The sequence below is a fragment of the Roseomonas sp. KE2513 genome, assembly GCF_016107305.1.
In the GTDB taxonomy this organism is placed as follows: Bacteria; Pseudomonadota; Alphaproteobacteria; order Acetobacterales; family Acetobacteraceae; genus Roseomonas.
In genome coordinates, this window is the sequence record NZ_RCVR01000043.1 from 1 (window position 1) to 11,774 (window position 11,774).

Below are 11,774 nucleotides of genomic sequence, written 5' to 3' on the forward strand. Positions count from 1 at the left end.
TTTAGCGAGGGATGGAGGTCCCACGGGCGGCGTGTTCTGGGCGCCGCGTCAGCCTTGTTCGTCATGCGTGCAGCATAGCGCATGGCCTGCATGGTACGCCTCTGGATCAAGAGCAGAGAGCCCCATGCGCCTGGGCACGCGGATTTCGGCGGTTGAAATCCAGCTTCAGTATGTAGACCGGATGGTGATCTTGGACGGGTAGAGCTGAGAAGGCTTAGGGCTGATCGCCCTGCCTCCTACGGCCGAGTTCGACCCATGGCAGCCATTGGTGACGGGAATCCCCAACCGCATTCAGGCGCTTTGTGTGGCCAGCAAGAAGCCAGAGCCACTGCAAGGTAGACCCAGCCTTCTGGCACATCCGGGCGGACATCATTCTCCAGATTGTCGTCTGCGGCTGATGGCGATCGCCTCGCTGAAGCGTCCACGCGCCGTTTCTCGCAGCTGAGAGAGGTGGCAAGCATTCCGCATTGCAAAGATGGTTGCCTCCTCGTCCGGGTGCCTCGCCAAACAGGAGGCAGCAAGAGCCGCCAGCTCCTCGATGGGGATCTCGCTTGGATCTCTTTGTTGTCTAGGATCTGGGCTCCGGAAGGTCGACCAGTGCGTTGGATCGGACCCCGCAGGGTTCTGTTGCGGCCTTGCGGAGCCAGCCTGAGCAGGTACAAAGCTTGGTATGGGGAGACGGCGGAGAGTGGCCTCAGTGAGGCCGGATCAGTCCTTCAAAGGCCGGCAGTTCACCGCCGAGGTGATCCTCTGGGCGGTCCACTGGTACCTGATGTTCCCAATCAGCTACCGGGATCTCGAGCTGATGCTTCAGGACCGCGGCGTAGATGTCGCGCACACCACCCTCTTCCGCTGGACCCAGACCTACGCGCCGGAGAGCGAGAAGCGGATCCGGCCACATCTGCGGCCGAGCAACGGCTCGTGGAGGGTCGATGAGACCTATGTGCGGGTGAAGGGCCGCTGGACGTACCTGTACCGGGCAGTCGACAGCCGCGGCCAGACGATCGACTTCCTGCTCTCGGTCAGGCGCGATGCGGAGGCTGCGAAGCGGTTCTTCCGCAAGGCGCTGGGGCAGCCGCATACGGTGAACCCTCGCACCATCACAGTGGACAGGAACCCGGCCTACCCGTGCGCCATCGAGCAGCTGAAGGAGGACGGTGAGTTGTGGCGCTCCTCGCACCTACGGCAGTGCAAGTTTCTCAATAACATCGTGGAACAAGACCACCGGCGCGTGAAACGCCTGGTCAGACCGGGGCTTGGCTTCGGCAGGTTCTGGACGGCGAGACGAACACTGGCGGGCTACGAGGTGATGGCGATGGTGAGGAAGGGACAGCTTCGGAGGATCGGCGGACGAGACATGCGGGCCCAAGCCACCTTCGTCGCCGAGCTGTTCCAGATTGCTGCCTGATCTACCTGCTGTTCAGGCCACCTGCGGCCCGCCGCGAAGTTTGCAACACAACCTTTCTGCGCATCAACGGCGTGCTGCATTACCTCTGGCGAGCGGTGGACCAGCGTGGCGTGGTGCTGGACATCCTGGTTCAGGACCGGCGGAACGGAAGTGCGGCCAAGCGGTTCTTCAAGCGCCTGCTCGCGGGCCTCAAATACAAGCCGCGCCGGCTGGTCACTGACGGGCCGAAGAGCTACGGGGTAGCCCAGCGCGAACTCCTGCCCGAGGTCCGGCATCGCAGCAGCCGTTATCTGAACAACCGGGCCGAGAACTCGCATCGGCCTACCCGACGGCGGGAGCGGCAGATGCAGCGGTTCAAGTCGGCCGAGCAGGCCCAGCGGTTTCTCTCGGCGCACAGCATGATCTATGGCCACTTCCGCCCACGCCGGCACCTGATGACCGCCAGCGAGTACCGGCGCGCCCGCACCAAGAGCTTCCGGATCTGGCAGCAGGAAACCTGCGTCCAGACGGTATCATGATCCAGCCCCCTCTCACGCACGCGGCCCAACTTGCCTTTTCGTCAAACAACTTGCCAATGCCCGTTGACCATGTGCGCGGTCATGACCGTCTGCCCTGCGGGCTGCTGGACTGCCGCCTCTCTTGCCGCGGCCTACCCCCGGGCGGGAACGCTCCGCCGAGCGACCGATATGAAGGCCGATGCAGCCGGCGAGAGGCTGCGCCCCGCGCGCGACACCAGCGTCACGTCCCGCCGAATCTTGGGCTCCTCCAATGGAACGGCCACTAGCCCCATACCTGGTGACTGCCCAACCAGGTAGCCCGGCAGAAGGGCGATGCCGAAGCCTGCCGTCGTTAGGGCCAGCGCAGTGGCGAAGAAGGACACCTCCCATGCCGGCTCCAGCTTGCGACCCTGGGTCGCCAGCGTCTCATCGATCAAGGTGCGGATGGGGTTCCCCGGGACGACGGAGATACAGGGCTCGGTCAGCGCCTCTGCCCATGAGAGCCGATGCCGAGCGGCATGCGGCGCGCCGATGTGGCAGATGGCGCTTATCTGGTCGCTCAGGAGCGTCTCCGTACGGATTCCGGTGGGGACCTCGCCTACCGTGCCCAGCCCGATCTCGGCGATGCCCTCCTCCACCATCGGGACAACCCTGTCCGGCGACACGTCGCGGAGGATCAGGCGGATACCAGGATGGTGCTCGGTGAAGGCGCGCATCATGCCGGGGATCATAACCGCGGCGATGGCGGCTGAGGCCGCGACGATAAGTTGTCCGGCCTGCCGCGCTGCCAGCCCCTGAACCCCCGCGAGAAGACGGTTCCTCTCCTGCAGCACCCGCTCGGCACCCTCCAGGGCGTCTCGCCCTGCCTCCGTGAGCTGAAGGCGGCGCGTCGTCCTGTCCAGCAGCCGCAGCCCCATTTCCGCCTCAAGCTGCCGAAGCAGAAGGCTTATCGCAGAGGGAGTCAGGCCCATGCGCTCCGCCGCGGCCGTCAGGCTTCCCTGGCGGGCGCAGAGCACGAAGGCCTCAAGCTGGCGCAGGGTAGGGTTCACGAGGATTCCTCACCAATGCTCCAGTATTAATCGCTAATGCTCAAAGATCCCATCGCCTAGCATCTCTTCCACGCGGCGTTCGCGGCGGAGAGCAGGAGGTCGGCAATGTCTGAGCGGATAAAGACGGGCGTGCTGGTGATCGGCGCGGGGCCGGTCGGGCTCGTCCTGGCCATGGATCTCGCCTGGCGCGGCATTGACGTGACCGTCCTGGAGATGCGGGCGGAGGGCGAGCCGCCGAGCGTGAAGTGCAACCACGTCTCCGCCCGCTCCATGGAGATCTTCCGCCGCCTCGACGTGGCCGCGGCGCTACGCGACGCGGGTCTCCCGCCCGACTTCCCGAACGACATCGCCTACCGTATCACGGCGACGGGCGAGGAACTGTCCCGCATTCCTATCCCCTGCCGCCGCGACCGGTACACGGCGACGGGCGGGCCTGACACGCACTGGCCGACGCCGGAGCCGCCTCACCGGATCAACCAGATCTATCTTGAGCCGATCCTCTTCCGGCATGCCCAGGCCATGCCGACGCTGCGGATCATCAACCGTGCGCGCGTGACCGGCTTCGAGCAGTCGGACGCCGGTGTGGTCGCGTGGGCCGAGCGCCTGGATGGCGGCGCGCCGCTGGAGATCTCCTGCGACTACCTTGTCGGCTGCGACGGCGGCGCCTCGTCCACGCGCAAGGCGATTGGAGCGACCTTCCGCGGCGACCCGGTGGTGCAGCGCGTGCAGTCCACCTTCATCCGCGCGCCGGACCTCCTGACGCGCATGCCCGCTGGCCCCGCCTGGGCGACCTTCTCCCTCAACCCCCACCGCAGCGGCAACATGTACGCGATCGACGGGCGCGAGACCTGGCTGATCCACAACTACCTGCGGCCCGAGGAGACCGACTTTGAGGCGGTGGACCGCGACCGCTGCATCCGCCTCATCCTCGGCTTGGGCGAGGACTTCCGCTACGAGCTGATCAGCAAGGAGGACTGGATCGGCCGCCGCCTCGTGGCGGACCGCTTCCGTGACCGCCGTGTGTTCATCTGCGGCGATGCCGCGCATATCTGGGTGCCCATGGCGGGCTACGGCATGAATGCCGGCATCGCGGACGCGACCAACCTGTCCTGGATGCTGGCGGGCGTGCTCTCGGGCTGGACGGAGCCCGACATCCTCGATGCCTACGAAGCCGAGCGCCTGCCGATCACCGATCAGGTTTCCCGCTTCGCCATGGAACATGCCATCGCCCTGACAAGGCAGCGCGGCGGCGTGCCGGGCGACATTGAGGCACCGGGTCCGGCGGGCGAGGCCGCGCGGCGTCGCCTCGGCCAGGAAGCCTATGAGTTGAACGTCAACCAGTACTGCTGCGGCGGGTTAAACTTCGGCACCTTCTACGACCGGTCGCCGATCATCGCCTATGACGGCGAGGCGCCGCCCGCCTACAGCATGGCGGGCTTCACGCCATCCACGGTGCCGGGCTGCCGCACGCCCCATGTCTGGGACAGCCAGGGGCGGTCGCTCTACGATCGCCTCGGGCCGGGCTTCACCCTGATCCGGACGGACCCGGCGCTGGACGTGGCGCCGCTGCTCCGGGCCGCGGAACGGCGTGGCGTTCCGCTCGCGGTGATCGACCTTGAAGAGGAGGCGAGGGGGGCCGTCTATCGGGAGCGCCTCGTGCTCTCCCGTCCGGACCAGCACGTGGCGTGGCGCGGCGACATGCTGCCGGCCAATCCGCAAGAGCTGATCGACCTCATCCGCGGCGCCAGGACGGCGGCGTTGGCGCTTCAGGATTGATGGCCAACATCCCTGCGGCTGGTCTTGCCCGCTGAGCGAGGAGCAAGGCCACCAGCTCCGCGCCGACGGTCAGAGCGTTCCGGTGCTTCCGCTACCCCGAATAGAGGAAGGCCGTTCGCTCCGGGCGGGTTGAAGGCTGCGAGGCCTCATGCCCGCGGGCGCGGTAGGTCGCGCCCGGCGGCCTGCAGCCAGGCTCCGCGGCCGGCGCAAGCGAGGGGTGTCGCCTGGTCGTGCCCATCACCGGAACGGCAGGTTCATCCGGCCTCAGGTTTGCCCTTCAAGCCTCGGCTCGGGGCTGGCTGAGCCTTGTCCGGTCCCATGTCCCAGGCCTGCGGCTGCGCCTGCTGGCGCGCGACCTGCATGAGCTTCTCAAGCAGCGAGTCCAGGGTGGCCACCTCCGCCGGGCTGAGCGCGGAGTTGAAAGCCTCGTCACGGGCCAGGGCCGACCGCATAAGGCCCTCGTAGACGCGGCGGCCACTTGCCGAGAGGCGAAGGCTCACCTCTCGCGCGTCCTCCGTGCCCGGGGTCCGCAGGACCAGCCGGCGCTCGACCAGCCCACTGATCGCGCGGCTTGCCAGGCTCTTGTCCAGGCCGCTCTCGAGTGCCAGCTGCTTCAGGGTCATTGGGGCGAAGTCGCCGAGAAGGGCGAGCATGCGCCACTCCATGAGGCTAACGTCGAACTCGGCCTTGTAGCGGCGCGCCGCGCCCTGGCTGAGAGTGTTGGCCAAACGGTGGATGCGGTAAGACAACAAATCCTTGATGGTCTTGTCCTGGGAAGCCCCGAGAGGGCTGGCGGATCTGCCCGGCAACACGGTGTCTCCGACTGTCGGAAGGATCAATCCATCAGGATCGGCGGCCCTGGATACAGGGTTAGCCCCTTAAGGTCGAGGTTGACTCAGCGGCCATATAGTTTACGAAGTCAACGAATTTATGGGCGCGGCAATCCGGGGGCGCGCTCCTGGATTGCCGCGCCCGGCAGCGGGAGACGACACGAGCGATGAGGCTGATCGAGGCCGAGGGCAAGGCGCTGCTCGCACGGCACGGCATCGCGATCCCCCGCGGCGTCATGCTGCCCGAGGATGAGCTTCCTGCGAGCCTTCTCGCCCGGGACGGCATGGTGCTCAAGGCCCAGGTCCTGGAAGGCGGGCGCGGGCGCCGCGGCCTCGTTCGCCGCGTGGACCCGGCCGACGCGACCGAGGCGCGGGCCGCCATGCAGTTGATCCTCGGGCCGGCCCAGGACGGGGTCGCATTCCTGCTGGAAGAGGCCGTCGCGCCGGTCCGGGAGATGTTCCTGGCGCTCCGGGTGGACGGCACCCGGCAGGGCATCGAGTTCCTCTTCTCGGCCAGCGGCGGCGTGGCGGTGGAGGAGGGCGACGCGCCGGTCCGCCTCCTCCTGTCCCCGGGCGTGCCTGGCCTGGCCGAGCAGGTCCACGCGGCCCTTCGCTGCCTGCTGCCGCCCGCGCTCTCCGCGCGCGTCGCGCGGGAGGCGGTGCGCCTCCTCCGCGTGATGGAGGCCGAGGACCTGACGCTGCTGGAGATCAACCCACTGGCGGAACTGGAAGGGGGAAGGCTGGTCGCGCTGGACGCGAAGATGGTCCGGGACGATGCCGCCGCCGGCCGGCACGACGCCGCGGCCACCCGGGCCAGCGCCGCACTCGAGGACATCCTGCTGAGCCCACTGGAGCGGGCCGCCCGGGCCGCGGGCTTTACCCTGGTGGAAATGCCGGGCGACGTGGCGCTCGTCAGCGCCGGCGCCGGTCTCGGCATGTTCCTGACCGACCTGCTGGCGGACCACGGGCTCTCCGGCGCCTCCTTCATGGACAACGCCCAGGGCGGCCCGGCGGAGACGACCGAGGCCCGGCTGGAGGCGGCCTTCGACCTCGCGGAGCGTCCGGGCGTCCGCGCGATCCTCTTCTACGCGACCCTCGCTTCCCGCCCCATGGGGGAGCGGATCGAGACCCTGCTCTCCTTCCTGGCACGTCGTCCCGCGCCCAGGCCGCTCTATGTCGGCTTCGCCGCGGCCCCGTCGGCGAGCCGCGGCTTCGACGCGGCGGCGGCCGTGGAACGGCTGCGCGCCGCGGGGGTCGCGATGCTCCACGACGACCCGCTGACGCTGGTGCGGGCGATCGCCGCGGGCTGCCGACCCGGCAGGAGCTGAGCCGTGCTGACCTTCCTCTCCTCCCGCCCCCGGCGCGTGGTGGCGTTCAACCCCACCGGCCGCTACGCGGCGCGCCAAGTGGCTGAGATGCGCGCCGCGGGCACTCCGATCGTCGCCGGAATCGCGCTCGGCCGCGGCGGCGAGAGTCTGGACGGGCTGCCGCTCCTCGACTCCCTCGCGGATTTGGACGCGCCGGTGGACGCCGCGATTCTCTACACGCCGCCTGAGGGCACGTTGGACGCGGTGCGGCAATGCGCCGCGGCCCGCATCGCCACCATCGTGGCGGCCGCGGAATACGTGCCCGTGCACGACGCGCTGTGGGCGGCCAAGGCAGCGCGAGAGGCCGGCAGCTGGCTGCTGGGTCCGAACACGCTCGGCCTCTGCGTGCCGGACGCGGGGGAGGGCGGGCTGCTGCTCGGCTCCGTCTCCCCGGCATTCTGCGCGCCGGGGCGGGTCGCCCTATTGGGGCGCAGCGGGACGTTGACGCTGGCAACGTCCCGCCTGATGACCCGCGCCGGGATCGGGCAGCGGGTCGTCATCCACATGGGCGGCGACAGCGTGATCGGCCGCAATCCGCACGAGTGGCTGGCGGCGCTAGCCGACGACCCCGGAACGGCGGCGGTGCTCTACTGCGGCGAGATCGGCGGCGATAAGGAATACGCCCTGGCCGAGGCCGTCGCCGCGTTCCCGAAGCCCGTGGTGGCCACGATTGTCGGCCGCCACGCCCCCGTGGACCGGCAGATGGGCCATGCCGGCGCGCTCATCGGCGCCGAGCGGGAGAGCGCCGCCAGCAAGCTCGCGGCCTTACGCGAGGGTGGCGCGCGGGTTGCGCCAACTCCCTATGCCGCGATCGACATCCTGAAGGGGATTTTGGTGCCGTGACAGACGTGCCCGACGTGATCTTCTCCGAGTGCTTCTGCCGCGACGGGCTGCAGCACGAGCCTGCCGTCCTGCCGGTGGGGGCGAAGGTGGCGATGCTGAACCGGATCGCTGATTGCGGCTTCCGGCGCATCGAGATCACCTCCTTCGCACACCCAAAATACATCCCCCAATTCGCGGATGCCGAGGCCGTGCTGGCGGCGGTGCGCCCGCGCCCGGGCGTGCTGTTCAAGGCCACCTGCCCTAACCCTGCGGCTGTGCGCCGCGCGCAGGCGGCGCGAGCGGCGGGGCGGGGCCCGGAGGAGATCAGCTTCCTCGTCTCGGCTTCGGAGGGGCACACTCAGAAGAATCTCCGCCGCTCGCGCGAAGAGCAGTGGGCGAACGTGGCGGAGATGGCGGCCCTCGCCGGGTGTGACTTCACTCTCGTCGGCTCGATTTCCGTGGCCTTCGACTGTCCCTTCGACGGCCCCGTCCCCCCAGAGCGGGTGCTGGAGGATGCGCGGCGCTTCGTCTCGCTCGGCGTTACGCGGGTCTCGATCGGCGACACGATCGGCAGCGCCACGCCGCCGCGCGTGCACGCCCTCGTCGCGCTGCTGCGTGATGCGCTGCCCGAGGCGACCTTCATCGCCCATTTCCACGACAGCCGCGGCACCGGCGTCGCCAACTGCGTCGCGGCGCTGGAGGCGGGACTGCGCCACTTCGACACCGCGCTCGGCGGCACGGGCGGGCACCCGTCCGGCATCGCCTACGGCGAGGGCTTCACCGGCAATGTCTGCACGGAGGACCTCGCGACGCTCTTCGCGGCCATGGGCGTGGACACGGGGCTGGACCTGGATCGGCTGCGTGCCGCGGGACGCGAAGCGGAGCGGCTTCTCGGCCGCCCCCTCTATTCACGTGCCATCCGCGTCGGGGAGACCGCCCATGCCTGATACCGTGACCGAGACCCCGCTCCTCGTCACCCAGGAGGGTGGCGTCGTGCGCGTCACCCTGAACCGCCCCGCGCGGCGCAACGCCATGAGCCGCGAACTGGTGGAGCGCTTCGACGCGCTGCTGGCGGAGCTGAAGGGAAACCGCGCCGCGCGGGTGCTGGTGATTACTGGCGCGGGCGGGCACTTCTGCGCGGGGATGGACCTCGACGAGGCTGGAGGCGCCGGCGCGACGCCCGAGGAGCGCCTAGCGGCCGCGCTGGAGCGCAACCGTCGCACCGGCGAGCGCTTCGCGGCCATCGCCGCCCTGCCGCAGGTGGTGGTTGCCCGGATCGAGGGCTCTGCCTTCGCGGGTGGGCTCGGCCTGGTCTGCGCCGCCGATATCGCGATCGCGGCGGAGGGGGCACGCTTCGCGGCGCCGGAGGCACGGCGAGGGCTGGTGGCGGCGCAGATCCTGCCCTGGCTGGTGCGCCGGATGGGGCGCAGCGCCGCCGCGCGCCTCGTCCTGCAGGGCGCGCCGATCGACGCCGCCGCCGCGGCGCGGGCCGGGCTGGTGCACGAAGTGGCGTTGGACGCGGCCGCCCTGGACGCGCTGCTGGGGACGATCCTGGCCGACATCCGCGCCGGCGCCCCAGGAGCATTGGCCGAGACGAAGGCGCTGCTGGCCGCGATGGGGGAGGTCGCGCCGCCCGGCTACGCCGAGGCCGGCGCCCGCGCCTTCAGCCGCTGCTCGACGGGCCTGGAGGCCGCCGAGGGCATCGCGGCCTTCAAGGCGAAGCGGCCCGCCTCCTGGGCGGCCGGGTAGGCCTATTCCGGCCTGATGCCGGCAGCCGGGAGGACGTCCTTCCACAGGGCGACCTCCCGCTCCAGCCGGCGGGCCAGCGGCGTAGGTCCGTCGAGCAGGAGGGTGGCGCCGGACGCCTCCATGCGCGCAGCGAGCGGCGTCCCGGCGCGCAGCGGCGCCATCTCGGCCGCCAGGAGATCCACCACCTCCGGAGGCGTGCCGCGCGGCGCGAGCACGGCGTACCAGATCGGCAGCTCGTAGCTCGGGACCGCCTCGGCGACGGCCGGGATGTCGGGAAGGGCAGGGCTGCGCGCAGCTGAGGTGACGGCAATGGCCCGCATCCGCCCCTCCTTCACATGCGGCAGGGCCTCAATCAGGCCGGTGATCAGCAGGTCGGTGTCGCCGGCCAGCAGGGCGCCTACGGCCTGTCCGGCGCCGCGATAGGGGACGTGCAGCAGCTCGATCCCCGCGCGTGCCTTCAGCAACTCCCCCGCGAGGTGCGTCGTGGATCCGACGCCAGAGGACGCGAAGGAGAAGGCCAGCGCTCCGCCATGGGCTCGCTCGAGGAAGGCCCCAAAATCCCGCACCCGCCAGTCCGGGCGTGACAGCAGCGCGAGCGGAACTTCGGAGACGAGGGTCACGGGCAACAGGTCGCGCATCGGGTCGAAGCCGGGGTTGCGTTGGAGGGCCGGCAGGGTGGCGACCGAGGAGGTAGTGAAGACGAGGCTGTGCCCGTCCCCGGCCTGCAGCACCGCCTGCACACCCAAGGCGCCGCCGGCACCAGGGCGCGGCTCCACGATGAAGGGCTGGCCGAGGCGCCGCGAGAGGTGATCGGCAATGAGGCGCGCAGGCACCTCCACCGGCCCTCCTGGCGCGAATGGCACGACGAAGCGGACGGTGCGGGTCGGCCATGCGCTGCTGCCGGTGGCCGACCAGGCCGGTACCTGCCCGGCCGCACCCTGCAGGGCGACGCTTCCGGCCAGTTGGAGAAGGTGTCGCCGGCCCGGCATCGAGGCTACCATGAGACACTCCCTGCCCGTGCATGGTCCTTTCGGACCTGATGGAGCGGCGGTCCGGCCGGGCCAGGGCCCGAAATCCAGGGCCCGAACCCGTATCGATCGTCCATGCTTCCTTCGCATCCGACGGTTGATTGGGTCAACCGAGATCGGCGCGCTCCGACCGGATGAGGCGGCACCAACCAGCTTCCGCTAGCGAGGTATTGTTGACTTAGTCAACCATAAGGGGTAGTTCCTCCAGGAGCAGAAGGTCGGCATCCGAGCCTGCCGCAACCGTGGAGGAGCGAAGTCGTGATCAGGCGTCGCGCGCTGAGCCTTATGGCAGGGGGCCTCCTCGGCTGGCCCTGCGTCACGCCCCGCCGCGCCGCCGCGCAGGGCGCCCTCTGGGTGCCGGACCGCCCCTTCCGCCTCATCGTGCCCTTCGCCGCGGGAGGTCCCGCCGACATCTTCGGGCGCCTTTTCGCAGAGGCGCTGGCGCGCGACCTCGGCCAGCCCGTGGTGGTCGAGAACCGCACGGGCGCGGGCGGCGTGGTCGGGCACGACGCCGTCGCGAAGGCGGCGCCCGACGGCACCACCATCGGGATCAGCGGGCCGGGCGCGCTCTCCATCGCGCCGGCCCTGCCGCGCCAGCGGATGCCCTTCGACGTCCATCGGGACCTGACCCATCTCTCCCTCGTGGTCCGCGTGCCGGAGGTCGTCGTGGTCAATGCACGCAGCGGGCCGCGCGACCTGGCCGCGCTCATCGCGCTCGCGAAGGGAAGCCCAGTCACCTACGGCTCGGCTGGGGTCGGTTCCATCACGCATCTCGCCAGCGCGTTGCTGGCCTCCGAGACCGGAATGGAGGCGACCCACATTCCCTATCGCGGCGCCGCGCCGGCGGCGACGGACCTCCTCGCGAACCGCTTCACCTTCATGACCGCCGACGTGCCGGTGCTGAAGCCGCATATCGACAGCGGCGATCTCCGTCCACTCGCCGTGACCACCGGCCAGCGCGTGCCCGCGCTCGCGGCGGTGCCCACCACGGTCGAACTCGGCTTCCCGCGCGTGAACTCCGACAACTGGTACGGCTTCGCCGCCCCGCCCCGCCTACCCGCGCCGATCCGCGCGCGGCTGGAGGAAGCGGCGAGGGCCGCGCTGCGCGATGCCGCCCTGGTCCAGGGTTTCGCCGCCCAGGGCGGCGTTGCGTCGCCGATTACGGGCGAGGACTACCTCGAGTTCCTGCGGTCCGAGGCGACGAAGTGGGGGCCGCTCGTGAAGCAATCCGGAGCCGAATCCCTTTGA

11 protein-coding genes are annotated in these 11,774 nt (G+C 69.9%); 8 read left to right on the top strand and 3 right to left on the bottom strand.

All coding sequences use genetic code 11. The annotated features are described in order from the left end of the window. The first annotated feature begins 697 nt into the window (after positions 1 to 697). Together D9599_RS25635 and D9599_RS25640 are read left to right on the top strand one after the other, a co-directional pair. Entirely contained in the window at positions 698 to 1,408 is a 711-nt protein-coding gene (locus tag D9599_RS25635; RefSeq protein ID WP_375373076.1) for an IS6 family transposase, read from the top strand. 56 nt (positions 1,409 to 1,464) lie between these two features. Next, entirely contained in the window at positions 1,465 to 1,926 is a 462-nt protein-coding gene (locus D9599_RS25640) for a DDE-type integrase/transposase/recombinase (RefSeq protein WP_255531666.1), read from the top strand. 131 nt (positions 1,927 to 2,057) lie between these two features. Here the strand turns inward: D9599_RS25640 and D9599_RS25645 are convergent, their stop codons facing one another. Next, positions 2,058 to 2,954, bottom strand: a complete 897-nt coding sequence (locus D9599_RS25645) for a LysR family transcriptional regulator (RefSeq protein WP_198384143.1) — start codon at positions 2,952 to 2,954, stop codon at positions 2,058 to 2,060. A 105-nt stretch (positions 2,955 to 3,059) separates the two neighbouring features. Between D9599_RS25645 and D9599_RS25650 the strand changes: the two genes are divergently transcribed. Further along, on the top strand, positions 3,060 to 4,730 hold the full coding sequence (locus tag D9599_RS25650) for an FAD-dependent oxidoreductase (RefSeq protein ID WP_198384144.1): 1,671 nt from the start codon (positions 3,060 to 3,062) through the stop codon (positions 4,728 to 4,730). 254 nt (positions 4,731 to 4,984) lie between these two features. Here the strand turns inward: D9599_RS25650 and D9599_RS25655 are convergent, their stop codons facing one another. Further along, positions 4,985 to 5,479, bottom strand: a complete 495-nt coding sequence (locus tag D9599_RS25655) for a MarR family winged helix-turn-helix transcriptional regulator (protein WP_232480909.1) — start codon at positions 5,477 to 5,479, stop codon at positions 4,985 to 4,987. Between the two features lie 248 nt (positions 5,480 to 5,727). Between D9599_RS25655 and D9599_RS25660 the strand changes: the two genes are divergently transcribed. Genes D9599_RS25660 through D9599_RS25675 form a run of 4 tightly spaced genes read left to right on the top strand, consistent with a single transcriptional unit; the run spans position 5,728 to position 9,498 of the window. Further along, positions 5,728 to 6,888 (top strand): ATP-grasp domain-containing protein, encoded by a 1,161-nt coding sequence (locus D9599_RS25660; RefSeq protein ID WP_198384146.1) that lies wholly within the window; start codon positions 5,728 to 5,730, stop codon positions 6,886 to 6,888. Between the two features lie 3 nt (positions 6,889 to 6,891). Then, positions 6,892 to 7,770 (top strand): CoA-binding protein, encoded by an 879-nt coding sequence (locus tag D9599_RS25665; RefSeq protein WP_198384147.1) that lies wholly within the window; start codon positions 6,892 to 6,894, stop codon positions 7,768 to 7,770. Further along, on the top strand, positions 7,767 to 8,696 hold the full coding sequence (locus D9599_RS25670; RefSeq protein ID WP_198384148.1) for a hydroxymethylglutaryl-CoA lyase: 930 nt from the start codon (positions 7,767 to 7,769) through the stop codon (positions 8,694 to 8,696). The genes D9599_RS25665 and D9599_RS25670 overlap by 4 nt, the downstream gene beginning before the upstream one ends. Continuing rightward, on the top strand, positions 8,689 to 9,498 hold the full coding sequence (locus D9599_RS25675) for an enoyl-CoA hydratase/isomerase family protein (RefSeq protein WP_198384149.1): 810 nt from the start codon (positions 8,689 to 8,691) through the stop codon (positions 9,496 to 9,498). Before D9599_RS25670 ends, D9599_RS25675 begins: the two co-directional genes overlap by 8 nt. A gap of 2 nt (positions 9,499 to 9,500) precedes the next feature. Here the strand turns inward: D9599_RS25675 and D9599_RS25680 are convergent, their stop codons facing one another. Then, entirely contained in the window at positions 9,501 to 10,499 is a 999-nt protein-coding gene (locus tag D9599_RS25680) for a tripartite tricarboxylate transporter substrate binding protein (protein ID WP_198384150.1), read from the bottom strand. Positions 10,500 to 10,784: 285 nt separating this feature from the next. Between D9599_RS25680 and D9599_RS25685 the strand changes: the two genes are divergently transcribed. Next, a complete protein-coding gene (locus tag D9599_RS25685; protein WP_198384151.1) occupies positions 10,785 to 11,774 on the top strand; it encodes a tripartite tricarboxylate transporter substrate binding protein in 990 nt (329 codons plus the stop codon).